This is a genomic window from Plantibacter sp. MPB07 (genome assembly GCF_046619465.1).
Classification (GTDB): domain Bacteria; phylum Actinomycetota; class Actinomycetes; order Actinomycetales; family Microbacteriaceae; genus Plantibacter; species Plantibacter auratus.
This window is the reverse complement of record NZ_CP177043.1, coordinates 2,476,461-2,501,959: the sequence shown is the minus strand read 5'-3', so window position 1 is coordinate 2,501,959 and position 25,499 is coordinate 2,476,461. Positions and strand designations below refer to the sequence as shown.

16 protein-coding genes and 2 pseudogenes are annotated in these 25,499 nt (G+C 68.4%); 8 read left to right on the top strand and 10 right to left on the bottom strand.

What is annotated here, in order from left to right:
* Window positions 1–34: 34 nt before the first annotated feature.
* Both ACLIME_RS11485 and ACLIME_RS11480 read left to right on the top strand, forming a co-directional pair.
* Window positions 35–418: pseudogene (locus ACLIME_RS11485) on the top strand (Swt1 family HEPN domain-containing protein); the annotation flags it as partial.
* A 252-nt stretch (window positions 419–670) separates the two neighbouring features.
* Window positions 671–6,658, top strand: a complete 5,988-nt coding sequence (locus ACLIME_RS11480; protein ID WP_411558795.1) for a DUF3320 domain-containing protein — start codon at window positions 671–673, stop codon at window positions 6,656–6,658.
* Between the two features lie 64 nt (window positions 6,659–6,722).
* Here ACLIME_RS11480 and ACLIME_RS11475 read toward each other — a convergent pair whose 3' ends face one another.
* From ACLIME_RS11475 to ACLIME_RS11460, 4 genes and pseudogenes are all read right to left on the bottom strand, one after another.
* On the bottom strand, window positions 6,723–8,420 hold the full coding sequence (locus ACLIME_RS11475; protein ID WP_411556984.1) for a DUF726 domain-containing protein: 1,698 nt from the start codon (window positions 8,418–8,420) through the stop codon (window positions 6,723–6,725).
* 214 nt (window positions 8,421–8,634) lie between these two features.
* Window positions 8,635–9,117, bottom strand: coding sequence for a hypothetical protein (locus ACLIME_RS11470; RefSeq protein ID WP_411556983.1), 483 nt, complete (start codon window positions 9,115–9,117; stop codon window positions 8,635–8,637).
* Window positions 9,118–9,186: 69 nt separating this feature from the next.
* Entirely contained in the window at window positions 9,187–9,627 is a 441-nt protein-coding gene (locus tag ACLIME_RS11465) for a VOC family protein (protein WP_411558794.1), read from the bottom strand.
* Between the two features lie 72 nt (window positions 9,628–9,699).
* Window positions 9,700–10,488, bottom strand: a pseudogene (locus ACLIME_RS11460) (LysR family transcriptional regulator); the annotation flags it as partial.
* A gap of 169 nt (window positions 10,489–10,657) precedes the next feature.
* Between ACLIME_RS11460 and tdh the strand changes: the two are divergent.
* Together tdh and ACLIME_RS11450 are read left to right on the top strand one after the other, a co-directional pair.
* Window positions 10,658–11,770 carry an L-threonine 3-dehydrogenase gene (tdh, locus tag ACLIME_RS11455; protein ID WP_086474787.1) on the top strand — a complete coding sequence of 371 codons (1,113 nt, stop codon included), beginning with the start codon at window positions 10,658–10,660 and terminating at the stop codon, window positions 11,768–11,770.
* A 49-nt stretch (window positions 11,771–11,819) separates the two neighbouring features.
* A complete protein-coding gene (locus ACLIME_RS11450) occupies window positions 11,820–12,989 on the top strand; it encodes a glycine C-acetyltransferase (protein WP_411556982.1) in 1,170 nt (389 codons plus the stop codon).
* Between the two features lie 9 nt (window positions 12,990–12,998).
* On the opposite strand, the gene ACLIME_RS11445 is transcribed toward ACLIME_RS11450, so the two are convergent.
* Together ACLIME_RS11445 and ACLIME_RS11440 are read right to left on the bottom strand one after the other, a co-directional pair.
* Window positions 12,999–13,502 (bottom strand): GNAT family N-acetyltransferase, encoded by a 504-nt coding sequence (locus ACLIME_RS11445; protein ID WP_411556981.1) that lies wholly within the window; start codon window positions 13,500–13,502, stop codon window positions 12,999–13,001.
* Window positions 13,503–13,536: 34 nt separating this feature from the next.
* Window positions 13,537–14,715, bottom strand: coding sequence for a Fic family protein (locus tag ACLIME_RS11440; protein WP_411556980.1), 1,179 nt, complete (start codon window positions 14,713–14,715; stop codon window positions 13,537–13,539).
* 153 nt (window positions 14,716–14,868) lie between these two features.
* Here ACLIME_RS11440 and ACLIME_RS11435 point away from each other — a divergent pair, with 153 nt between their 5' ends.
* Both ACLIME_RS11435 and ACLIME_RS11430 read left to right on the top strand, forming a co-directional pair.
* The gene (locus ACLIME_RS11435) at window positions 14,869–15,678 is read left to right on the top strand and encodes a MerR family DNA-binding transcriptional regulator (RefSeq protein WP_411556979.1); all 810 of its coding nucleotides are present in this window, start codon (window positions 14,869–14,871) and stop codon (window positions 15,676–15,678) included.
* Window positions 15,679–15,737: 59 nt separating this feature from the next.
* Window positions 15,738–17,060, top strand: coding sequence for a GNAT family N-acetyltransferase (locus ACLIME_RS11430; protein WP_192006064.1), 1,323 nt, complete (start codon window positions 15,738–15,740; stop codon window positions 17,058–17,060).
* A gap of 42 nt (window positions 17,061–17,102) precedes the next feature.
* Here ACLIME_RS11430 and ACLIME_RS11425 read toward each other — a convergent pair whose 3' ends face one another.
* The 4 genes from ACLIME_RS11425 to ACLIME_RS11410 form a co-directional block, all read right to left on the bottom strand.
* Window positions 17,103–17,480: a bleomycin resistance protein gene (locus ACLIME_RS11425; protein ID WP_411556978.1), complete on the bottom strand. Its 378-nt coding sequence runs from the start codon at window positions 17,478–17,480 to the stop codon at window positions 17,103–17,105.
* A 38-nt stretch (window positions 17,481–17,518) separates the two neighbouring features.
* Entirely contained in the window at window positions 17,519–18,355 is an 837-nt protein-coding gene (locus tag ACLIME_RS11420) for a dienelactone hydrolase family protein (RefSeq protein WP_411556977.1), read from the bottom strand.
* 87 nt (window positions 18,356–18,442) lie between these two features.
* Window positions 18,443–19,804: a DUF4041 domain-containing protein gene (locus ACLIME_RS11415; protein ID WP_411556976.1), complete on the bottom strand. Its 1,362-nt coding sequence runs from the start codon at window positions 19,802–19,804 to the stop codon at window positions 18,443–18,445.
* On the bottom strand, window positions 19,801–21,018 hold the full coding sequence (locus tag ACLIME_RS11410; protein ID WP_411556975.1) for a hypothetical protein: 1,218 nt from the start codon (window positions 21,016–21,018) through the stop codon (window positions 19,801–19,803). Before ACLIME_RS11410 ends, ACLIME_RS11415 begins: the two co-directional genes overlap by 4 nt.
* Before the next feature lie 335 nt (window positions 21,019–21,353).
* Between ACLIME_RS11410 and ACLIME_RS11405 the strand changes: the two genes are divergently transcribed.
* Together ACLIME_RS11405 and ACLIME_RS11400 are read left to right on the top strand one after the other, a co-directional pair.
* The gene (locus ACLIME_RS11405) at window positions 21,354–24,440 is read left to right on the top strand and encodes a lamin tail domain-containing protein (protein WP_411556974.1); all 3,087 of its coding nucleotides are present in this window, start codon (window positions 21,354–21,356) and stop codon (window positions 24,438–24,440) included.
* A gap of 244 nt (window positions 24,441–24,684) precedes the next feature.
* On the top strand, window positions 24,685–25,491 hold the full coding sequence (locus tag ACLIME_RS11400; RefSeq protein WP_411556973.1) for a MerR family transcriptional regulator: 807 nt from the start codon (window positions 24,685–24,687) through the stop codon (window positions 25,489–25,491).
* Window positions 25,492–25,499 lie beyond the last annotated feature (8 nt).

The following is a 25,499-nucleotide window of genomic DNA, read 5'->3' as shown; positions in this document are numbered from 1 at the left end:
TGCTGGGTCAATGGGGCGGTAGTTCGGTTCCGCGGTGACTTCTCAACGGAGCTGGCCATCGCCCGATCAATCGCACCACCCCGATGAAGGCCCACACGTGGACGCTTCTGAACTCAACTCCGCCGTCGGCCAGGGGCTCGAGCAGCTTGGGTTGGGGCTTCGCCGCATCGTCGAGGGTGCGTTCACCGAGGCGGTGCCCGGTGTCGAGTGGACTCGGATTATCGAGGAGAAGGACCGCGCAGCCGGGGGCGGGCACGGGCGGTACTCGGCGACCGACGTTTCGCTCATGCTTCGGGCGATGACGGAGCGGATCGGTGAGCTGGGGTACCCGTTCGACCGCGTGTTGTCGCGGAGTGCTCGCGGGTATGCGAGTGAGCTTCGGGAAGTTCGGAACGCCTGGGCGCATAACGCGGGGTTCACGGAGCAGTCTGCGTATCGGGCGTTGGATTCGATGCAGTTGTTGTTGGAGAGCGTTGGGGCGGCGGAGCAGGCTGCGGTTGTAGGGGAGTTGAAGGGGCGGGTGTTGAGCCCTTCGACAGGCTCAGGGACCGAGGGGGCGGGCTCAGGGACCGGTGGAGTTGCGTTGGCCGAGACGGGGAGCGTTGGCGAGATGGGCCCTTCGACAGGCTCAGGGACCGATGGTGCGGACGAGCAGAGCGCTGCAGGCTCATTGTCTGCAACAGACGCCGCCCCCTCATCCGTCTCCATCCGCGTCAGCGCGACGCCGACGCTCAGCTACGCGATGGCGCACTGCAGCATCGCGGTGATCGACGAGATCGTCCTCGAGAACCACGGCGGGGAACGCCGGGCGGCGTCCGTCGAGATCGACGTCGTCACCGCCGACGGCGCCCTCGCCGACACCAAGGTGCTCCTCGCCGACCTCGGCGAAGACCGCGCCACCCTCCTCCGCAGCCCCGAGGTCCTCCTCGACCCCCGCCGCATGCTCCTCGTCGAAGAACAGCGCCCCGGCGTCATCCGCGTCACGGTCCGCGACGCCGCCGGCACCCAGCTCGGCACGGTCGAGAGCCCCGTCACCGTGCTCGCGTCCAACCAGTGGATCGCTGCCCCCGTGCAGCTCGGCCTCGAGCTCCTCGCCGCGCACGTGCAGCCCAACGCCCTCGTCGTCAGCGAGCTCATGCTCGAGGTCTCCGACCTCCTCGACAAGCAGACCGGCAACAGCTCCCTCGCCACCTACCAACTCGACGACCCCGCCCGCATCGACGCCATCGTCGCCGCCGTCTGGGACGCCGCCCGCGCCCGCGACATCCGCTACGCCGAACCGCCCGCCAGCTGGGGCCAGAGCGGCCAGAAGGTCCGGACCCCCGAGGAAGTCGTCACCAGCCACCTCGGTACCTGCCTCGACACCACCATCCTGCTCGCGTCAGTCCTCGAAGCCATTGGCATCCACCCGCTCCTCTGGCTGCTCAAGGACCACATCTTCCTCGGCTACTGGCGCGTCCAGACCACCCTCGACGTCGTCGCCAGCACCGACGTCTCCGAAGCCGTCAACTCCCTCGAACTCGGCCGCATCGGCGTCGTCGAGACCACCATGCTCACCGGCACCTCCGCCACCTTCGCGGACGCCTCCCGCCGGCCCCACACCGAACACCTCGCTGGCCCGCTCGACGACTTCATCGGCATCACCGATGTCGTCCAGGCCCGCCTCCGCAAGGTCTACCCGCTGCCCAGCCGCCGCATCAACGCCGAGGGCGAACCCGTCGTCACCCTCTACCACGCACCCGAAGCCCGCGCCCTCACGCAGGACGCCCCGGCCACCGCCGAATCGACCGCCGCCGGCCACGGCCCCGACGTCCCCAAGCGCGTCTCCACCTGGAAGAACGCCCTCCTCGACCTCAGCCTCCGCAACAAGCTCATCAACTACACCGACCGTTCGGGCTTCGAGCTCGCCGTCCCCGGCCCCGCCCTCGGCCGCCTCGAGGACAGCATCAACCACGGCACCCCGCTCACCCTCGTCGCCTCCGACAGCGTCGCGACGATCGACCAGCAGCGCGGCATCCGCTTCGGCCGCGACCTCGACGAGAGCGACCGCATCACCTTCCTCGAGGACAAGAAGAGCGCCTTCATCGACGTCACCGAGGCCGCTTACCCGACGAAGCTCCGCGCCCTCGCCTACAAGGCCAAGACGATCGTCGAGGAGACCGGCGCCAACAACCTCTACCTCGCGTTCGGCATGCTGAGCTGGCGCTTCGGCGACCGCGACCTCCGCTCACCTCTCGTGCTCGTGCCCGTCACGCTCACGACGACGAGCCGCGGCTCTTCCTACCGCCTCACCCTCGACGAGTCGGGCTCCTCCACGCCCAACTACTGCCTGCTCGAGAAGCTGCGCCTGAGCTTCGGCCTGGAGATCCCCGGACTCGCCAACCCCGTCGAGGACGGCTCCGGCATCGACCTCCCGGCCGCGTTCACCGCCGTGCGCCAGGCGATCCTCGACGCCGGCCTCCCGTTCCGCGTGGAGGAGACGGCGTCGCTGTCGATCCTCCAGTTCGCGAAGTACCGGCTGTGGAAGGACCTCGACGAGAACTGGGAGACGCTCGCCTCCAACAGCCTCGTCGACCACCTCATCAACTCGCCGCTCGAGGCCTACGCCGACCCCACGCCCGCGCAGACCGACACCGACCTCGACCGCCTCGGCCTCGACTGCCCGGTCGCCGCCGACTCCTCGCAGCTCGACGCCGTCGCCGAAGCGGTCGCCGGCCGCACCTTCGTGCTCGAAGGCCCTCCCGGTACCGGCAAGTCGCAGACCATCACCAACCTGCTCGCCCGCTCGCTCGCCGAGGGTAAGAAGGTCTTGTTCGTCGCCGAGAAGCGTGCGGCGCTCAACGTCGTGAAGCAGCGACTTGAAGACGTCGGACTCGGTGCGTTCTCGCTCGACCTCCACGACAATGGCGCGCGGCCGAACGTCGTCCGCGCGCAGATCAAGACCGGCCTCGACCTCCGCACGAAGGCCGACATCGACGCGCTGAGCACCAACCGTGAGCTGTCCGAGTCCGGCCTCCGCACCCTCACCCGCTACGCCGACCGCCTCCACGAGGTCAACGCCGCCGGCTTCTCCCTCTACTCCGCGCGGAGTCGCCTGCTCGCGATGGATCATGACCTCGTCCCGATGGCGATCCCCGAGCAGCTCGTCGCCGCCGGCACGCCCGAAGCATTCGAGCAGCTGCGGCAGGTGTTCCGCGACCTCCCCGAGCGCTCCGACCTCGCGCGCCCGAACACGACGCACCCGTGGGCGTTCCTCGACGGCCCGTCCGCTCCCGGGCTGGACGCCGCGACCGTGCAGCAGGCCGCCCGCGCGCTGGACGCGGCCCTTGCAGCGACGCTCGACGCAGGCCTCTCGATGGACGCCCTGCGCCTCGCGTCGCGCCCCGACCTCCTCGGCCTCTGGTCGACTGCGGTCGCCGCGCCGCGCCTGCCGATCGGCGCGCTCATGGCGGGAACCAGGCCCGAGGACTTCACTCGGCTCGACGACGCCCTCGCCGCCGCCGAACAGCTCCGCGACGCCCAGGCCGAGTGGCGCTCGACCTTCTCGCCCGCCATCCTCGACCGCGACATCGCCGGCCCCCTCCACGCCGCCGAGCAGGCCGCGGCGTCGAGCTTCTTCGGTCGCAAGAAGCGACTGCGGGCCGCGCTCGCCCAGCTGAGTGACGTGCTGGCCGTCGACGCGACCTCGTTCAAGGTCAAGCAACTGGTGCCGCAGCTCACCGAGGCGAAGGCGGCGCAGGACCGTCTCGTCCAGCTGCGCAGCACGCTCCGATCCACCGCGCTCCCGCTCGTCGGCGACCGCTGGAACCCGCTGGTCGAGCCGACCCAGCCCGTGCGTGAACTCCTCGGCTGGTACCGCTGGCTGTCGGAGGGCTTCCGCCTGCCGGGCACGCCCGACGACGCGTTCATCACGGCCGTCCGCGATCACTACGCCACGACCCAGCCCTCGCAGCAGGCCGCCCAGGCGCTGACGACGCTCGCGAGCACCTGGAGCGACTTCCTGCGCATCGCGTCCGTCAGCACCGAGCGCCTGTCGGCGTGGTCGGGTGGCGAGGGCTTCCTGCAGGCCTGGTGGTCGACGCGAGACGCCCGCCGTCTCGACGCCGCCGAGCCCGTCGTCCTCGAACGCTGGCTCGACCTCGTCCGGGTCATCGAACCACTCCGCACCCATGGGCTCGACGACGTTCGCGCTGCGATCCTCGCCGGTCGCATCGAGACCGAGGACGCGACGCTCGCCTTCGAGAAGGGCCTCGCGCAGGCGTCCATCGACGAGCGCGAGCGCACCACCACGCTCGACGCCTTCGACGCCACCGCCCACAACCGCAGTGTCACCCGCTTCACCACGAGTGTGAAGGCCGTGCGTGAGGAGCTGCCTCGGGCGATCCCGGCGTCGGTGCTCGGCTTGCGGACGTTCAGTTCGCAGTCGGAGAGCGGTCAGGTCGGTGGTCTGCGTCGCCAGATCGACCGCCAGCGCGGCGGCATGAGCGTCCGTGCGCTGCTCGAGAACTTCGGCGAGCTCATCACGCAGATCATGCCGTGCACGCTCGCGAGCCCGGAGTCGGTCGCGCGGTTCTTCCCGGCCGCTGCCGAGCTGTTCGACATCGTCGTGTTCGACGAGGCGTCGCAGATCCGCGTCGCCGACGCGATCGGGGCGATGGGGCGTTCGCGCTCGGTCGTCGTCGTGGGCGACAGCAAGCAGATGCCGCCGACGACGTTCGCCGAGGCCGGCGCGACGATCGACGACGACGCCGACTACACGAGCGAGGTGCTGCAGGACGAGGAGTCGATCCTGTCCGAGTGCGTGCAGGCGCGGGTGCCGAGCAAGTGGCTGTCGTGGCACTACCGCAGCCAGGACGAGTCGCTCATCGCCTTCTCGAACCATCACTACTACGACAGCCAGTTGTCGTCGTTCCCGGCGCCGTTCGCGGGCGCGGGCGACGGTGGCGTGGCGGGTCACGGGCTGGCGTTCGTGCGGCTCGACGGGCAGTTCGAGCGGGGCGGCCGCGGCAAGTCGTTGCGGACCAACCCGGTGGAGGCACGGGCGATCGTCGAGGAGATCTCGCGTCGCTTCGAGGCCTCTCCGGAGGAGACGCCGTCGCTCGGGGTCATCACCTTCAACGCGCAGCAGCGGACGTTGATCGAGGATCTGCTGCGTGACAGTGCCGACCCGCGGATCGCGCTGGCGCTGGACGAGCAGGACGGGCTCTTCGTCAAGAACCTGGAGAACGTGCAGGGCGACGAGCGCGACACGATCCTGTTCTCGATCGCGTTCAGCGCGAACGAGAAAGGCGTGATCCCGTTGAACTTCGGTCCGCTCACGCGCGCTGGCGGAGAGCGACGGTTGAACGTCGCGGTGACGCGGGCGCGGCGACAGGTGGTGTTGTTCGCGAGCTTCGACTCGTCGGAGCTGCGGGCGGAACAGACCTCGTCGATCGGCATCAAGCACCTGAAGGCGTACCTGGAGCTGGCGCAGCGGGGGAGTGAGGCCGCGGGCGAGGACGGACGTCGTCAGGCGATCATCGACCGTCACCGCGACGAGATCGCCGACGAGCTCCGATACGCCGGGCACGCCGTGCGGACGGATGTCGGCTTGTCGGACTTCCGGGTCGACATCAGCATCGCTACGGAAGCGGAGCCGGACCGACCGTTGGTGGCGGTGCTCCTCGACGGGGCGTCATGGCGTGAGCGTCGGACGGTCGCGGACCGTGACGGGCTGCCGGTCGAGGTGCTGAGCGGCTTGATGCGGTGGCCGGGCGTCGAGCGCGTGTGGCTGCCGGAGTGGTTGCACCACCGCGAGGAGGTGCTGGACCGGTTGGTCGCGGCGGTGGAGGCTGCGGCTGAGCGGGCTGCTGCGGGGAGTGCGGCGCCGGTGGTGTCGGCTGGTGCGAAGTCGGAGGCGACTGATGCGTCGGTTGCCGATGATGCCGATGTCGCTCCCGATGATTCGGATGCGCCCGCACCCGTTCGCAGTGCCCGAGTGCGGGAGTGGTCGGAGCGGCTGGCGTCGTTGGAGACCCTGTCGGAGTTCCGTGACCGCAAGGTCGGTTCGGCGGCTGCGGTCGAGACAGCCCCGGAGGCGGTCGCGTCCGATCGGCACCCAGAACTGTCGGAGTACCAGCCCTGGGACGCACCCATGCTGGGTGGGATCGAAGTGCTCGACCGCTTGCCCGGGCGGCAGTCGGTCGTCGCGGTGCAGGGCGCGATCCGTGCGGTGGTGGAGGCCGAGGGGCCGATCCACGTGACGCGTCTGGCGAAGCTGGTCGCGGGTGCGTTCGGTCTGGACCGGGTGGTGGGTTCGCGGGCGAAGTCGATCCTCGACAAAGTCCCGGCCGAGTTGCTGGGTCGCTCAGACGAACCGTTCGCCTGGCCGACGTCGATCGACCCACTCACCTGGCGTGGTGCGCGGCAGTCCTCGGCCGAAGCGGCCCGAGCGATCGAGCACATCTCCCTGGCGGAGATCGCGAACGCGATGGCGATCGCCGCGGAGGAGTCGGCCGGCCTCTCGCCCGACGAACTCCGACGCGAGACCCTCGCCATCTTCGGCGGCAAGCGCGTCACCGCCGCGATCGGAGCCCGCCTCGACGAGGCCCTCGAGTTCGGACTGGCGTCGGGGAGGTTGGCGCGGAACGGCGAGACCATCGTTGCTCAGACTGTTTGAGTCTGGGCTGCTTCGGTCGTTCAGAGTCTGAACGATCAAAACGCCTTGACCGAACGACTCCGCCTCACAGGAGTCGAACAGCTCCCTGATAGTCGGAATGCGTAGCGACCTGGTCCGTCACGTCGACATTCTGCAACTTGCTCGATGCGGGAGCGAAGCCCGTGAGTCCTGCCGCTGTCTCTCCGAATTGGGCTGTCCTGTACACGTACTTCAACACGGCGTCGTTGCGGGAATGGTATCCAAAGACGACTTCGTCCACCGCGGCAGTCAGTCCGTCCCAGTTGCTCTCGGCACCGATCGCTGCTCCGAGGAGGTGGGCAGATTGAATCCTCGGGCCGCCAGGCTTCGTGCCAAGCGTTTGTGCGGCGACGACCATGACCCGCGCCCCCAGGCTGTGACCGATGAGCACGTACGATTCCGCGTTCGTGCGCGCAAGGAGATCACCGACGATAACGCCGGTCTTGTCCGCCCGACTCTTCGCTACATGCCATGGATTCTTCGCGAGGTCGGTGGCGATCAACGCCGGTCCGATCAGCCCGCCCATGAGCTTTCCACCGATCTTCGTTGCGACCGCGGCGGCAGCCTGTGCCGCGGCTACCCCGCCGGCCTTGCCCGCGATGCCCGCTCCGAACACACCGACATCTCGGAGCTCCTTGGAACCCCACCGGACTCGGTACACGGGCGAGTCGGGATAGCGCTCGCTGACGATCGCTTTCCAACCTCCCCACTTCTCGCCCTCTCCATCCGTCAGGAATCCGTTCGCCACGACGACAGGCACGCCTCCGTTCCCGGGGCGAAGCAGGTCGATGCGGAAGGACTTGTCCTCTCGAACGTATGCGTTGGAAACCGATGCTCCGAGCGCGCCGCCGACCGCGGCACCCACCGCAGTCACGACTGCAGTGCCGCCCGCCATACCGAGCCCCCCGGCTGCCAGGCTCCCACCGCCGAGAAGTGCAAGGCCATGAGCAGAAGCCGCGGCGCCCGATAGACCGCCGAAGAGCCCGAGCGAACCGATCGCGCCGCCGATCGCAGGTGCAGCGAGCAGGGTGAGCGGCACTGCGACGCCCAAAGCGAGCGCGGCGCCGATCGTGATCTTGGATGCTTTGTCGAGGTCGGGTTCTTCGTATCGGAGGAAGTCCTCGTAATCGTGCAGATCCCCGAACGGACCATCGGCCTTCTCGAAGCCCGGAATGTCGTGGCGATGCTCGGCACAGAATTGCGGAATGCGGATGGCTCCGCGGTCGCGGACAGCGAGGTTGTCGCAGCCGAGTGCGACGCAGGGCAGCGTGGGAGATCCGCAGGCCTGACAGACGTACACGGGAAGTTGGCCGACAGGACGGTTCGACTTCCGATGCTCGCTCTGCGTGAAACAGGATGAGCACCATCCATGCTCCACGTCGAGGAGTGACACATCATCCGCGACGTCGGCGATCCATTGCGCGGTCTTCCCGTAGTCATCTGCACGCTTATGTGCCATCTTGCGTGCACGTTCGATGAACTTGATGGCCGCCTTCTGCTCATCAGGATCGGCCACACTCAGCGCATCGACATTCGAGGTCGCACGAGCTGTGTACCAGGTCTTGGCGTGCGCCCACATGTTTCTGAGTAGCGCAGGGTTCGACTCGAGAACACCGCCGCTTTCAACGGTCGGTTCCAGGTCTGTCAGCTCACCGATGAGTGAGAGCGTCGCTCCTTGATCCGATACCACTCGGACGTTGAGATGAGTTCCGTCCATGACGTGGACGTGCAGGGAACCAGGCATGGCAGATGATCCTTGGATTGGGACCCGGCGTGAACCGATGGTGACATCGAAGCGATCGACGGAGCAGGTGACGGACCCGCGAACCGGGCCAAGCACAGTCTGGCGGGGGAGGGGCGGGGGTCATCAGTCCCAGAATGGGTCACGCGCCCGAGTTGTGCGTCAGTCTTGGGCTTGGGCGCTGTTCGGCGAACACCGGACGCCGGTGCCCCAGAACTCAGTCGAGATCGAGCGCTCCAGTTCCAGGGGCGAGGTAATCGACCCCGGGCCGCAGGATCGTGATTGTTCGCACCCCTCCTTCGAGTTGGCGCTGTAGTTTCACCAACGAAAGGAGGTAGGAATCGGGACTTTGCTCAGCTCGTTCGAGATACAGGTTGCAGCCCTTCGACATCTCGACCAAGGTCAGGCGAATATCGCGACTGCTGCGCACTGCTTCTCGCGCCGTCCGAAGCTCGCGGCGTATGCTCACCACACTTCGGCTTACCTGGTCAAAGTCTTGCCGCTCTGCCGCATTGGGAACGACGTAAGGTTCTACGCTTGGGTCGAGGGCTCGTCGCAGGTGTAGCTCCTCGATGAGGTTATTGAGTGCCTGAGTTTCGATCCTTCGAGCGTTCAACAGATACGTCGCATAAGCTGCGAAAACAGCCAGAGCGGCCCCGACTGCTGCAACGAGAATGTCGGGCCAGAACGTAATCCACATTCAGGCATTCTGGCAGGAGGTGCCCAGTTTCCACCATGGAATCTAGTCATGGTCCAGGGCTGTTGCAGGCTAAGCGCGTATTGAGCCCACCAAGGGATCCGCGACCACCTCGACCTTGAAGCCCGCCTCGTTCTCGAGCCAGCCCGCGTAGTGCTGCTCGCCACCGGCGTGCGGATAGCGATCCTGATACAGCGGCCGCCAGCCGTGCTCGGGGCCCGCCGCCATGATCGCGTCGACAGCCTCCCGCGTGCCGCCGCGGAACGCGAGATGGTTCACGCCCGGACGGCGCCGATCGTGCGACTCCGCACTGAGGTTCGGCGACGCCGTCAGCGTGACGTAGGTGTCGCCGGCCTCCCAGGACTCGCCGCCCGGCCATTCGCTCTCCTGGGAGAACCCGACACCAGACAGCAGCCAGGCCCAGCCCGCCCGCTCCGCTTCCACGTCCGCGAGCCACACCTCGACGTGATGCAGCCCGGGACCGGCCGGCGCCGACGGACGCTCCCGCTGCAGCGCATCAGCTCCGTCCTGCAGTCGCTCCAGCGTCCCCGCCACCGCGACCCGCGCGAGCGCGTGCGGACGCGCGAGCACGTCGATGTTGCGGGCGATCCGCACGTCCTCGAGCGGCACGAGCACCAACCGCGGGTCGGCCCGCGGCGCCGTGTACCGGGGGAACAACGCCAGCAGCTCCCCGCCCACGATGAGCGACGCGGCCAGGTGGTAGTCGTTCACCCGATGCGCGCGATGGAACCGCACCCCCGCCGTCGCCTCGACCACCCCGAGCGCGACATCCGGCGCGAAGCCCGCATGAGCGGCGATCCACGACTCGTCCGCGAGCTCGACCGCCGACACCGACGACCGGCCAGCGAGCGGGTGGTCCACCGACATCGCCACATCGAACGGCTCGCTCAACAGCGTCGTCACCGACAGCTGTTCCGACGGCCACGGCTCGTCATGGTCCATCCGGTGCGCGATGACGAGGTCGTACTGGTCGACGAGCTCGGCGAACTCGGGTTGCGCGACATCGTGCTCCCCGAACACCAGCGACGGGCCACCCTCAGCGTCCTCCAGCAACCCCGGCAGCAACGCCTGCCCGGCACTCTGGAACGCCGCCACCCGCACCCGCGCACCCGTGTCGCCGCCGTACTCGCGCACCGTCTCGGCCGCGCGGTCGATCAGCGTGTGCACCGTCCCCGCCATCTCGGCCAGCGCCATGCCCGCCTCGGTCAGGCGGATCTCGCGCCCCACTCGATACGTCAACGCGACGCCCAGCTCGCGATGCAAAGCGGCCAGCTGCTGCGAGATCGCCGGCGCCGTGACATGCAGGTGTCGCGCGACCGCTGCGATCGTGCCGCGCTCGGCCAGTTCGCGCATGATCCGCATCTGAGAGAGATTCATCAGCTCAAGCTAACTGGTCACGTGGAAACCCTCAATATTCATGACGGATCGATCTGACTACGTTGGTCAACAGGACAGCGCAACGACGCCCGTCCGCGACAGCCGGCACCACCGGCCGCCGCCGCTCCCGCAGGAAGGAACGCCGTTGCTCGCCCTCTGGAAACGACCCGACACCGCCGGTTTCGAACTCGTCGAGCGCGCGATGCCGGCCATGGGATCCGACGACGTCCTCATCCGCGTCCATCGCACCGGCATCTGCGGCACCGACCTCCACATCGAGTCGTGGGACCCGTGGGCGGCCGGCGCGGTCGACGCCCCGCTCGTGCCCGGCCATGAGTTCTCCGGCGAGGTCGTCGAGGTCGGCAGCCGCGTCGAGGGGATACCCGTCGGCGCGGCGGTCTCCGGCGAGGGCCACCTCGTCTGTGGCACGTGCCGCAACTGCCGCTCCGGCCGCCGCCACCTCTGCCGTCACACCCGCGGCCTCGGCGTCAACCTCGACGGCGCCTTCGCCGAGTACGTCGTCCTGCCAGCCACCAACGTGTGGGTCCACGGCGACCAGGTCACGCCCGACCTCGGCGCCCTCTTCGATCCCCTCGGCAACGCCGTCCACACGGCCCTCAGCTTCCCGATCCTCGGCGAAGACGTCCTCATCACCGGCTGCGGACCCATCGGGCTCATGGCCATCGCCGTCTGCCGGGTCGCCGGGGCGCGCAACATCGTCGCGACCGACGTCGTCGCCGACCGCCTCGAGAAGGCCCTCGCCGTCGGGGCGGACCGCGTGGTCGACGTCTCGAAGGAGCGGGTCGCCGACGCCCAGGCCGAGCTCGGCATGCTGGAGGGCTTCGACATCGGCCTCGAGATGTCCGGACAGGCCGCAGCGGCGAGTGAGCTCATCGAGAACCTCAACACCGGCGGCAAGGTCGCGCTCCTCGGTCTCCCGTCGACCAACATCGAGATCGATTGGACCAAGGTCATCACCCGCATGATCACCATCAAGGGCATCTACGGGCGCGAGATGTTCGACACCTGGCACCACGCGAGCGCGATGGTCGACCACAGCCCCGAGCTCCGCAACGCCCTCGAATCGCTGGTGACCGCCCGCTTCCCGCTCGCCTCCTGGCAGGACGCGTTCGACACCGCGCGCGGGGGAGCGGCCGGCAAGGTGCTCATCGACTGGACCGACACCCGCGACGTCGTCATCACCGGCGTCATCGACGAACAGGCACCCGTCGCCGCCCACGCCGCGACCGCCGCCTGAGCGGCCGCCACACTCAGCTCAACCGCCCACTCGACCCCGAGGAGACGACATGTACGGCACCATCAAGACGCAGCTGCGCGACCAGCTCGACCGCATCGAGGCCGACGACCTCACGAAGCGCGAGTTCGCGATCACGTCCCGCCAGGGCAGTCGCGTGACGATCGACGGTCGGGAGGTGCGGAACTTCTGCGCCAACAACTACCTCGGCCTCGCCAACGAGCCCTCGATCGTCGACGCCGCCAAGCTGGCGCTCGACGAGTGGGGCTACGGGCTCGCGAGTGTCCGCTTCATCTGCGGCACGCAGCGGATCCACCGCGACCTCGAGCAGGAGTTGAGCGCGTTCCTCGGCACGGAGGACACCATCCTGTTCTCCTCCTGCTTCGACGCGAACGGAGCCGTCTTCGGGGCGCTGTTCGGTGAACACGACGCGATCATCTCCGATGCGCTCAACCACGCGTCGCTCATCGACGGCATCCGTCTGAGCAAGGCCCGCCGCCTGCGCTATCGCAACCGCAACATGGCCGACCTCGAGCAGCAGCTCATGAACGCGGCCGACGCACGTCGCACTGTGATCGTCACCGATGGCGTGTTCTCGATGGACGGCTTCTACGCACCCTTGGACGAGATCTGCGACCTCGCCGACCGCTACGGCGCGCTCGTCCTCGTCGACGACTCGCACGCCGTCGGCTTCGTCGGCCCGGGTGGTCGCGGAACGCCGGAGTTGTTCGGCGTGCAGGACCGCGTCGACATCCTCACCGGCACGCTCGGCAAGGCGCTCGGTGGTGCGTCCGGCGGGTACGTGAGTGCGAAGCAGGAGATCGTCGACGTGCTGCGGCAGTCGGGCCGGCCGTACCTGTTCTCGAACAGCCTGGCGCCGTCGCTGGTCGCTGGAGCGCGTCGGGCTGTGGAGCTTGCGGCGGAGGGCGACGAGTTGCGCGAGGGACTCTTCCGCAAGGCGGACCTGTTCCGTGCCCGCATGACCGAGGAGGGCTTCCGGCTGCTGGAAGGCTCGCACCCGATCATCCCGGTGATGTTCGACGACGAGCAGCAGGCGGTGCAGGTAGCGGCGCGGATGCTCGAGCAGGGCATCTACGTGATTCCGTTCAGCTTCCCGGTGGTGCCCCGCGGCGAGGCCCGCATCCGGGTGCAGATCAGTGCCGCCCACAGCGAGCAGGACATCGAGGACTGCGTCGCGGCGTTCGTGGCGGCGCGGGGGTAGGTGCGGCGGTTACTCAGTGAGGTGATCGGCGTCGCTGAGGGCGGCCGTCGATCGAAGTCGCATGCTCAGCACGTGCCGCACCGACCCGTCTGCCCCGAGGTCGTCGTCCACGCGTTGCATGCCGATCTTCTCCGCCACACGCGACGATGCACGGTTTTCGGGGTGGACGATCGCGACGAGCTCTGATGAGTCCGTGTGCTCCTGGGCGAAGTCCCGACTGGCGGCGGCGGCCTCGGTCGCGAATCCTCGACCCTGCCAGGCGAGGCTCACGTGGTACCCGACCTCGAGCTTCAGCTCGCCGTTGACCCGCTGCCAGGTCAGGCCGCAGTCACCGACGAAGTCGCCGTCGTGGGTCTCGATGATCCACAGTCCGGGGCCGTAGGACGTGTAGTTGTCCTGGTTCCAGGTGATCCACGCCGCGGCCTGCTTGCGGGTCTTCGGCGCCGGATAGAACTCCATGACTGCGCGGTCGCCGAGGAGCTTCGCCATCTCGTCGAGGTCCGCCGGTGTCATGCGCCGGAACCGCAGGCGCTCCGTGGGAGCGCCATCAGCCGCGCCGCATGCTGCGCGCAGCGAACCCGTCGAGCGCTGCCAGAACGGGAGGCGCAGTCCAGAGACGGTTCCGCTGTCGCGACGAGCCGACCGTGAGGATGCCACGGTCGACGAGGGTGTTGAGGGTGTTGAAGACCGTGCGATCTGAGGCGTCGAGATGTTCGCGCACGAGCCGACTGTTCATCACCGGATGTTCCAGTGCCAGTGCCGTGATGCGATGCGCGGCCGAATCGGCGCGGATGTCGCGCAAGGCCTGCTGCCATGCGGCCCGGATGGTCTCGATCTCCTCCACCAACGTCCGTCCATTGGCGATCGCGAGGAACGCACCGTCGGCGAAGACGCGGACGATCGGCTCGACGTCGCCCTGCCGATAGCTGGTGAGTGCAGCGAAGTAGTCGTCGCGCTGCTGCAGGATGCCGGCTGAGATGGGCACAGTGACCCCGCTGGTCAGTCCGACTCGCCGGAGGGCGGCCTGCACCAGCGCTCGACCGGTGCGCCCGTTGCCGTCAGGGAACGGGTGGATGGTCTCGAATTGCGCGTGAGCGACGGCGATCGCAGCGAGCGGAAGCGGTGCCGGTCGGAGGGAGTAGGCGATGAAGTCGTCCATCGCCGCTGCGACACGGTCATGGTGCGGCGGAACGAAGTCTGCTTCATGCGGACCGAAATTGCCGCCCCCGATCCAGACCTGCTCGTCGCGATATCGGCCGGTGATCTCCGGTGCCGATGTGCCGAGGAGCTGCTCCTGCATGGCGATGATCGTCGTGTTGGAGAGCTCGTCCGATGCCGCGAGTGCTGCCTCGAGAGCTCGGACATTGGCGACGATGAGCGGTGCGTTCCCGGTGTCGCGCTCGTCCAACTCGGCCTCGGCGATCGCCTTCGCGCTGCTCGTCAGGTTCTCGATCTGCGAGCTCGACGCCGATTCGCTCCGCAGCAGGATCGACGAGAAGGGCGCGGTGACGTGACCGACCTCGCTGTCGAAACGGATGATCCGTTCCTGCGCTTCGCCCAGCAGCTCCACGAGACCATCCGACAAGCGGATGTCGAGGTCCGCGATCGGCGGCGGGACCGCGGCGTCGTATGGCTGTGCGAGGAGCAGCCGCTCGCGCTTCGGCAACGCGTCGGGAGCGATACGCGACCGCCAGGGCCGCTGTTCATACGTGACAGCGGTCGTCATCGTCCCCTCCTGTTTCCCGGCCGAAGTTGCAGTTACGACAGCCGTTAGTGAAGTTTAGGCGCTTATCCTTCACTAAGGAACCTTCGGGGTGCGGTTTGGACGCCGATGTCAGCGGTTTGACTCTCCCGTAGGGGGAGGCGTGATGCTTGAAGCATGTTGCACATCGGAGAGTTCGCAGGCATGACCGGGTTGAGCGTGAAGGCGCTCCGCCACTACGACGAGAAGGGCGTCCTGGTTCCGGCCGACGTCGATCCCGACTCCGGCTACCGCCGCTACGGCGAGGAGCAGGTGCGTTCGGGCGTGATCGTGAAGGCCCTCCGCGATGCCGGCGTGCCCCTCGCCGCGGTGGGCGTCTCCGTCGCCGGCGCCGAACCGTCGACCGCGATCGACGTGCACCACCGCCTGGTCCTGGAGCAGCGCGAGCAGGAGGACCGCGCGTTCGCGCAGGCCCGCTCGGTCGTCGCGTCGCTCGCGGCACCGGTCGAGATCGTCGAACGCGCGCTCCCACCCCAGCCCTATGTCGGACGGGTGCTCACCGTGCCGCGCGGCGACGAGGACGCCGTGACGGACGACGACGCGAACGAGCAGTTCTCGCAGCTCTACGTCGCCCTGCAGGAGGCCGGGGTCGGCCCGACGGGCACGTTCTGGACCGCGCTCCGACCGGGCGAGCAGGGGGCGGTCGAGATCGTCTGCTGCTGGCCGACCTCGTCGCAGCTCGAACCGACGTGGGGTGGTGACGAGACCACGGTCGACGTGCTGCCCGAGCGGACCGAGCTCGCCGCGGTCTGGCGATCCGAACCGGGCGTCGAGCTCCCCGAGGGATCGACCCACCCCGCGGTGGTCGCCCTGTTCGACGCGATCGCGGAGCGCGGCATCACGATGCCGACCACGGAGCTGCGGCAGCGGGTGCTCGGCCAGACCGCCGACGAGTACACGGTCGAGGTGTCGATCACCCTGCCGTGACGTCACGATCCCATCGCGCTTCCCGGGGGCGTGTCAGGCCGGGTCGTTAGGCTGGAGTCGTGGCCAACAGCAAAGATTTCGACGCCCGTTACGAGCTCCGTGAGTTCCCGTTCGCGAACGGGGCCGACGGTGAACCGACCCCGGAGAGCCTCGCGGCCCTCGACGCCATCGGATTCGGCTTCCACGAGTCCACCCCCAAGCCGGAGGCGCGCAAGCGCAAGGTGAACGAACTCATCGCCGACGAAGCGGTGCTGCTCGGCGCCTACGTCCGCAAGCCGCAGCCCGGTTCGGTCGACGAGACCTGGCCCGCGGGCACCTTCTCCTGGTTCCCGAAGGCGCTCAGCTGGGGCGACGGCACCAGCATCAACACGCAGGCGATCTCCGACGTCACGGTCCGCCCGACCGAACGACGCCGCGGCATCCTGCGCCGCATGATGACGCAGGCTCTCGAGCGCGGCGTCGCCGACGGCTATGCGATCGCGGCCCTCACCGCCAGCGAGGGCACGATCTACCGTCGGTTCGGATTCGGCTCCGCGATCCGTGAGCGCAACGTCGTCGTGAAGCGCGCGAAGGCACTGCCGTTCCTCGCGCCGACGAGCGGCATCGTGTCCGTCGTCACGCCCGAGTACCTGGTCGACGGCGTCGCACGTCAGGTGTTCGACCGCTTCGACGAGCGCTCGATCGGGTCCATGGTCCGCAACACCGGATCGTGGCCGCTGGTCCTCGGCACGCTGGGTCGCGACGGCGAACCGGCGAAGGACACCCGCGCCGCCGTGCACCGTCCCGCCGACGGCGAGGAGGTCGACGGCTACGTCACGTGGCGCATGGTCGAACAGCCCGGCGGACAGACCGGCATCGAGATCATCGACCTCGTCTACGCGACCGACGCGGCTTACCTGTCGCTGTGGGAGTTCCTGCTCTCCATCGACCTCAACGACGTCGTGAAGTACAACCGCGCCCGCCTCGACGACCCGATCGTCTCGGCCCTCGGCGACAATCGCGCCTACGACATCGAGCACGAAGAGGACCACGTGTGGCTGCGCGTCCTCGACCTCCCGGCCGTCCTCGCGTCGCGTCCGTTCGCGGTCGACGGCTCGTTGACGATCGCCGTGACCGACGCGCTCGGCTACGCGGCGGGCACGTTCCGCCTCGAGGTGACCGGTGGTCACGGCACGGCTACGAAGCTGAGCGACGAGACCGACGCTGCCGGCGCCGACCTCGCGCTCGACGTCGCCGACCTCGGTTCGCTCCTGCTCGGCGCGGTCTCGCCGGTGTCGCTCGCCGCAGCCGGTGTGCTGCAGGCGGCCGACCCTGCTGCGCCGCTCCTGCTTCGATCGATGCTCCAGACGCCGCGCGCGCCGCACGGGATCACCTTCTTCTAGGCGGTTCCGAGCAGCGACCCGCGGATGCCGCGCCGTCGCGGATCAGTCGCGTTGCTCGATGAGGGTGAGTTGCGTGCCGTCCGGGTCGATGAGGAATCCGGCCCGGAGTCCCCAATCCTGCATCCGGACCGGATGCAGGCGAGGCGCGCCGACGGTCGCCTCGGGGACTCCTGAACGTCGGATGGCGTCGTAGAGTTCGTCGACGTCGGCCACACGCAGGCAGCACATGAAGTTACTCGATGCCGGGTCGAGGTCGGGTGCGGGGAAGAACTCGAGCTGTAGACCACCGCGGACGAGGATCAACCAGCCCTCGTCTCGGAACGTGCGCTCGAACCCGAACGCCGAGTAGAACGTCTCCGTCGCGTCGAAGTTGCGAGACGGCAGGTTCGGTGTCGCGCGGTCGTGTCGCGTCGAGGTCATGGAGTCGATGATCGCAGCGTGACGGCCGGCTGGGAAGGTCAGGCCGACGCGGACGGTGTCGCGAGTCGTTCGCGGAGGAAGGCGACCACGCGCTTCCGGGCCTCGAACGCCGGGTGGCCGTCGCGCTCGCGGACCTCGCCGGTGAGGACCGAGTGGGCGGTCTTCGCGAAGCCGGCTGCGTTGCCGGGGGAGGAGTCGAGTTCGATGACTTCGAACGCGTCGCCGAGCTTTGCGGCGATGGTGGCGAAGCGCTCCCGCGGGACGGCCCGATCCTCGCTGAAGCGGAGGCCGAGTGCGCAGACCGAGCCCTGAGCCGCACGGGCTGCGACGGCATCGAACTCGGCGGCGGACATCCCGGGATCGATGCGGCGGGCCCGGCTGACAGGGAACGGTGTCGACGGCTGGCTCATGACGGAGGCGAGGACGTGCTCGTCGACGGCCGCCGCGAGCGCGAATCCGCCGGTGAAGCACATGCCGATGACTCCGACGCCAGGACCCGGCGTGCGGGCCGCGAGGTCGGCGGCCAGTGCCCGGACGTGGTCGGCGACCGGTCGGTGGGCGCCGGTCGCGAACGCCTTGAACTCGGCGGAGACGCAGACCTTGCTGACGCTCGCGAGCGTGTAGCCGAGGGTCCCCTCGTGTCCGGGCGTCCCGAACGGTGACGGGATCGCGACGGTGAAGCCCTCCGCGACGAGGTGCTCCGCGAGCCCGAGGACCTCGGGCGTGAGTCCGGGCAGCTCGGGGATGAGGACGACGCCCGGCCCGGACCCTTTTTCGAAGCGGTCGTGCGTAACGCCGCCGCCGGTGAACGGGGTCCGCACCCAGCCGGTGAGGTCTGCGCGCGGAGCGGTGTCGGTGGTCGCATCGTCGGTCATGGGGTGAGCGTAGTCCTGGTCGTGACAACGCAAGCGGAGACCGCGCGAGCCCTCTTCGGATTTCTGATGGTCGACGTTCAGCTGGCTTCAGCCGCCGATGATCTCGTTCCGGGATTGGGCTCTCTGTGGCCAACGGCCGAGGGACTGCCGATACTCCGTCGCTTCGGCACTGTCGGAGAACTCGAGGATGTTGCCGACCTTCTGCAGGAGAACGTCCCGCACCTCTGCGGGGCTGGCGAAGAAGAACTCCTTCCGAGGATTGGCCTGATTCAGAGCCCGGTCCGCAAAATGCTTGTGCAGCTCGTTCTCCAGGGTGACTGCATCCTCGGAGAAGAACAGGGTGTGGGTGTCGAACCTGAACGGCACCGAAGCTCCACTGAGCTCGGAGATTCTGTCGGTCGGCGTCAGTCGACGAGTGAGGCCGATCTTCACGACATCAGGACCGAACGCTCCCTCGTTTGAGATGACGTAGATGTAGCCGGCACGGATGTTCGCGGCCCGGAAGTCGTTATCAGCGATCGCCTCGTCGATAGCCCCCAAACGACGGAGGAGGTCCTCATCGGTTTGCCCTTGGTTCTGGAGGGCAGCGAGCGTGTTGACCAGGTGAGCGCGCTCTTTGTCCAGACGCGCTCGCTCATCGTCGAGTTCTTTCTGAACACGTTGCTCTTCCTTGATCCGTGCCCGCTCCTCCTTGGCTTCCTCTCGCTCGACCTGCTTCTTCATGAGCCAATCAGCGGTCAGCTCGATCTCTTTCTCTCGAAGTCGATGGAACTCGTCGCTGATCCGCATCTCCATCAGCGCGCCAAGCTTCGCGATCGCCGTGCGAGACGACTCGAGACGCTTCTTCGCGGTCACGACGTTTCCCGCACGAAGTGTCCGGAGTGCGTTGTCGGCTTCGGAGTTGTAGGCACGCAACATGAGCTTGGCGAGGTCCGATGTCATGCGCTTGCCCTGAGCAAGGGAGTTGTTGAACGTGAAGAGTTCGGACTTCTCGATCGCGCGGTCGTCCCGAACGAGCGAGGCGATGCGAGCCTCGATCGCTTGGAGCCGCAATTGGTAAGCGGCAGCGGTTTCGAGGGGATGGTGGAAACGGTAGATGCCCACCGACTGCAAGACTCGTGCGTCGTCGAGTTCCACAAGGTCGTCGGTATGCCCGATGGCCAACTTCTGGCGCAGGGCTGTGTTCTCACGCTCGAGTTCCTGAATGCGCGCGGAGGTTCCTGCATCCGTCACGGTGTCCGGCGTCTGCGGTGTGTTGACGGTCGTCGGCGCCGCCGCGGCTGGTGCTTCGGCTTCGCGTCCTTCGTTCGGATCGATCCACAGTGCCCAACCGGATGGGGCAGGTGGCCAGCTCGGATCTGGCGTCCAACTCGCGGGTGGCTTCCACCCGGTGGGAGGCTTCGGCCATCCCGGCGGCGGGTTGAAGATCATCGATCCGTTGTCCGTCATGCTCGGCGAACCCCGCTGCCGTCGACCGCGACGAGCCCGTGCGGGTTCTTCGACACGACTGCGCGAAGGTGCTCCAGGGTTGCGGACGGAACGACCGCGGCAAGATCCAGCTTCAGGAACTCGTCGCGAGAGACGGCCAGGGCGAGGAACTGCACGTAGGTCTCGCGCCCGGTCGCCGGGTTGATCGTCTCGGTGCCCAACTCGAGCGACACATTGTGAATGAGGGCGCGCCGATCGGCTTCGAAGACTTCGTGGACGCTCCGCAGTGCGACGTTGTGAACGATTGCCGCGTATCGATCCTTCACATCCTTCGCCGCCAGCGGCGACGCAGTGATCTCATCTGACGCCTTGACGTACCGATAGCCCTTGGTCGTCGGGATCTGGTCCGGCCCAGGGATGGTCACCCGAAGACTGAGTTCGGCTGTCGATGGTTCGAACGTCGCGTTGGTGTCGACCGTGAACCATTCCGGGTAGACCGAGTTCGCCATGACGATGCCGACATACTCCTGGACGGCTTCTACTGTGCCGTAGCCGAGACCGGTGATGAGCTGGTCCAGCTCGGCATTCCGCTGGGCTGCGGCAGTCTCGCGTGCTTCACACTCCTGCGTGTACTTGGATTCTTCGAATGCGAGCCGTCCACGACGTTTCTGCTCCGCAGACTCGTATGCCGCCTGTTGTGCCGCACGCTGTTGCGGAAGTGCAGCGACCGCCGCCTGCCAGGCGTAATAGTCGGCTGCATAGCGTGCTTCCACAGCGGCTTGTGCCTCAGCGAGCTTGCGCTTCTTGCCGAACATCCCGGTCGGCTCCTGGGCGGCGTACTTGACCGGCAGCGGGGGATCGGGGATCGGGGTGGGAGCGGCAGTGGGGACTCGCAGATCGACTCGAGGGAACGGTGGGTGTTCAACTCGGACGCGTAAGGCCTCCAGATCGACGAAATCATCGACATCCAGTGTGGCGCTGAGCAGCCCGTCGATCTCTGCGTACTGATCGCGCAGATCAGCATTCCGTTGATCCACCTCGGCCTGCATCGCGGCGACGTGCGCGGCTGCCGCTTCCTTCTCCAGGCGCTTGCGATCGGCCTCTGACGCACGAGCTGCGGCGAGCTGCGCTCGTTCGGCCGCGCGTTGCGCTTGTTCCACCTGGCGGACGTACGCGTTGTGTTGTCGGACTGCGTTGCGTTGTCGCTGCTCCGCGAGCCTCGTCTGGTGCTGCATCTCCGCCAAGAACCCACGCCGTCGTGCCATTTTCTCCCCAATTCGGTCGTCCACATTGTATGTGGCGAGTGGCCGTGAACGGGCGTGATCACTCGTGGGTGGGCGTCATCCTGTGGGTGGCACAGGGCACTGCGTATCGCGCGCGGCACGCCGATCACGGCGTGCCCCGAGTGCGGGCACGTGCCCCACCCAGCGGCACGTGCCCGAGCGCGAACCCACACCCAGCCTGGGAAGCCACCCGCCGTTCACCTCCCGGTCACCGCCGCTCCTCCGCCCGGCAACCCCATGCCGATGGGATGGGTGCAGATCCCCGTCCCTTCGTGCCCTGGAGACCCATGCCCCGCCTCAACCGCGTGTTGACGATGACCGCCGTGTGCGCCATCGGTGCAACCGCCCTCATCGCGACGCCCGCCGCCGCCATCGCCGCCCCAGCGCCGGGGCTCCAGATCAACGAGGTCGAGTCCTCCGGTGGAGTCCCCGGCGACTGGATCGAGTTCACCAACACCGCAACGACCGCCGTCACGCTCGACGGCTGGGTCGTGAAGGACAACAAGGACGACAGCAACTACGCGTTCCCCGCCGGCACCGTCGTCGAGCCAGGCGCGTTCCTCGTCGTCGAGGAGGATCAGCTCGGTTTCGGCCTCGGCAAGGAGGACTCGGTCCGCCTGTTCGACCCGACCGCGGCGCTCGCCGACGAGTACTCGTGGACCGGTCACGCCGCGAACACCTACGGCGTCACCGCCGACCGCGCCGGCTGGGCCGAGACCACCGAGTCGACGAAGGGCGCCGCGAACGTCTTCACAGCCCCCGAGGTGCCCGACTTGCCCGGCGAGATCCGCATCAACGAGATCGACTCGCAGCCCGCCGACTGGGTCGAGTTCTTCAACCCCGGCACCGAGGCGCTCGACATCTCCGGCTACGAGATCCGCGACAACTCGGACGACCACCGCTGGCAGTTCCTTCCCGGCACCTCCATCGCGGCGGGCGAGTTCCTCGTCGTCGAGGAGTCGACCGTCGGCATCGTCGGCGGGGTGGAAGCGGCCTTCCGCGATCCGATCGGCATCGGCAGCGCCGACGAGATCCGGCTCTTCGACGCGACCGGCACGCTCATCGACCGCTCGGGCACCTGGAGCGGCCACGCGATGATCGGCGGCGATTCCCTCGCGGCCACGCTCGCCCGCTGCCCTGACGGCGAAGGCGCGTTCGTCCTCGCGAACATCACGAAGGGCGCAGCGAACGACTGCGTCCTCCCGAACGTCGCGATCAACGAGGTCGAGTCGGACAAGGACACGACCGACTGGGTCGAGATCGTCAACCTCGAGGCGACCGCGCTGGACATCTCCGGCTGGACGCTCATGGACAACGACCCGGTGGGCCACGCCGCTGACACGACCCCGCTGCCCGCGGGGACGATCCTCGAGCCCGGCGCCTACTTCGTCTTCGACCAGAATGTGAACTTCGCGTTCGGGCTCGGCAACGGCGACACCACCACCGTGCGGAACGCCGCCGGCGCGACGGTCGCCGAGTACACCTACGCGGCCCACGCGGACGGCGTCTTCGCGCGCTGCCCCGACGGCACGGGCGAGTTCGTCGACACCGCCGTCTCCACCAAGGGCCTGCGCAACGCCTGCGGCAACCCGGTGCGCATCAACGAGGTCGAGTCCGACGGCGGTTCGCCCGACGACTGGATCGAGCTCGTCAACCCGACGACCGCCGCGCTCGACGTCTCCGGCATCGTCGTGAAGGACGACGACGACACCCACGCCTACGCCATCCCCACGGGCACGAGCATCGCGGCCGGCGGCTACCTCGTCATCGAGCGCGCAGCCCTCGGCTTCGGGCTCGGCGGCGGCGACACGGTCCGCCTCTTCGAGGGCGACGCACTGCTCGACTCGACCACCTGGGGCGAGGGACACCCGGCGAACACCTGGGGACGCTGCCCCGACGCGACCGGCGCCTTCGCTGCGACGGCCGAGGCCACCAAGGGCACGGCCAACGTCTGCGCCGGTGAGATCCCGGTCGGTCCGTGGCCCGGTTCGCCCGACGTGACGGTGCTCGACACCACGCCGATGTTCCTCGAGGACAGCTCAGGCCTCGACACTCAGGTCACCGCCGACGGCGCGTTCCTCTGGGCCGTCGACAACGGCACCGGCTCGTTCTGGAAGCTCGCGATCGCCGCAGACGGTTCGGTCTCGTTCGTCGACGGTTGGGAGAACGGCAAGCGCGCCCGCTTCCAGAAGGACGCGTCGAACCCCTCCGCAGCCGGCCCCGACACCGAGGGCATCACCGTCGACGGCGCAGGTTCCGTCTACGTCGGTGTCGAGCGCGACAACAGCGTGAAGGGCACGACGCTCAACGCCGTGCTCAAGGTCGACCCGAACGCGCCCGGCCCCGACGTCGTCGCCTCCCAGGAGTGGGACCTCACGGCCCTGCTGCCGACGGTCGGCGCGAACCTCGGTGTCGAGGCCGTCGAGTGGGTGGCCGACGGCGACCTCGCCGGCAAGCTTTTCGACGACAACACGAAGGCGACGTACGACCCGGCGGACTACGCGGGCCACGGTGACGGACTGTTCTTCGTCGGCGTCGAGGACACCGGCGACGTGTACGCGTTCGCACTGAACGCCGACGGCTCGGCCACGCTGATCTCGACGATCGACCCGGGCCTCCCGGCGGTCATGGCGCTCGACTACGACACGACGCTCGGCGTGCTGTGGGCCGTGTGCGACGACGGCTGCGCGGGTACCGGTGCGCAGATCACGTTGAACGGAACCGAGCAGCCGGGGATCGCTCAGGTCGAGCGTCCGGCGGGCCTGCCCAACCTCAACAACGAGGGCTTCGCGACCGCGCCGGCCTCGCTGTCGGTCGACGGCAAGCGTCCCGTGTACTGGTTCGCCGACGGCTACGCTTCCGAGGCCCTGCGTCTCGGGTCGCTGCCCGGCACGACCACGCCGCCCGTGACCCCGCCGACCGGTGGCGTCACGCCACTGCCCGGGACGAGCCTCACCGAGGGCAACCGCGGTGCGATCACGCTCGCCGACACGGTCCGTCGGGGGGAGACTGTGACGGTCGGCCTCGAGGACCGATTCGCCGCGACGGCCGTCGAGGTGTGGCTGTACTCGACGCCCGCGCGCATCGCCGCCGGCACGACGAACGCCGCTGGTGACCTGCTGGCGACCATCCCGGCCGACGCGACGCTGGGCGACCACCGCGTCGCGGTCTACGCGGCGGACGGCTCGCTCATCGGTTGGACCGAGGTGCGGATCGTCGCGGCCGACGGGACGAGCGTCGACGGTTCGGCGTCGGGTGGGGCGCTCGCGACCACCGGTGCCGAGCTGCCGTTCGGCACGATCGGTGCGGGGGTCCTGCTGGTCCTCCTCGGTGGAGTCCTCGTCGCGATGCGTGCGCGTCGTCGGGCGGCATGACCGACTGAAGGTCCGACGGCCCCGGGAGCACACTGCTCCCGGGGCCGTTCGCGTCACCTGTCGCCCCGCCGCGTGTGCGGTGGCGTGTTGCCAGCGCGGTGCGCTGGGGCTGACCGCGGGTCTGGCGCGTGGGCGCGGGTCTCCGGAGGGGTGCGCCCACGCTGGGTCGGGAGCACTCGCGTCAGCGCACCGCGCTGGCAGCCGGCAGAGGACGCAGGTCGAGGCCGGGTGCGATGCTGGGTGGATGGACGAGCGCAGGAGGGCCGAGGGTGGCGTGACCGTCGGTCGGGCGGCCGCCGAGATCGGGGTCAGTGTGCGGACGCTGCACCACTGGGACGAGATCGGCGTCGCGACACCCTCGGGGAGGACGAACAGCGGCTACCGCTCGTACCTGCCCGTCGACATCGCCCGCCTCCGCCGGGTCGTCCTCCTGCGTGACCTCGGGGTCCCGCTCGCTCGCATCCCCACCCTGCTCACCGCGCCGGCCGCCGAACGACGGGCGGAGCTCACGCAGCGTCGGCACGAACTCGACGACACCATCAAACGACTCGAAGCCGTCGCCCGATCCGTCGACCGCCTGCTCGAAGCCGACGAGGTCGGCGTGCTCGTCCCCGAGGAGCAGCGCCAGGCGGTGTTCGGCGACGACTGGAACCCCACGATGGCCGAGACGGCCCGCGCCCGCTGGGGCGACTCCGCGCAATGGGCCGAGTACGCGGAACGGTCCGCGACCCGCACGCCGGACGACTGGCGGGCGCTGGTCGGGCCGATGCGCGACCTCGTCGACGAACTCGCCGAGGCCAAGCGGGCCGGCGTCGTCGCCGGAAGCGAGACGGCGAACGCCCTCGCCGAACGGCATCGCGCCGCCCTCAGCGAGTACTTCCACTGCACGCCGTCCATGCACGTGATCATCGGTCGCCTCGCCCTCACGGAGCCCGGCATGGCCGACACCTACGACCGGATCGAACCCGGCCTCGCTGCGTGGCTCTCACTGGTCATCGACGCGAACGCGCGCAGCCACGGCGTGGACCCCGACACCGCCGTCTGGGAGTGAGGGGGAGC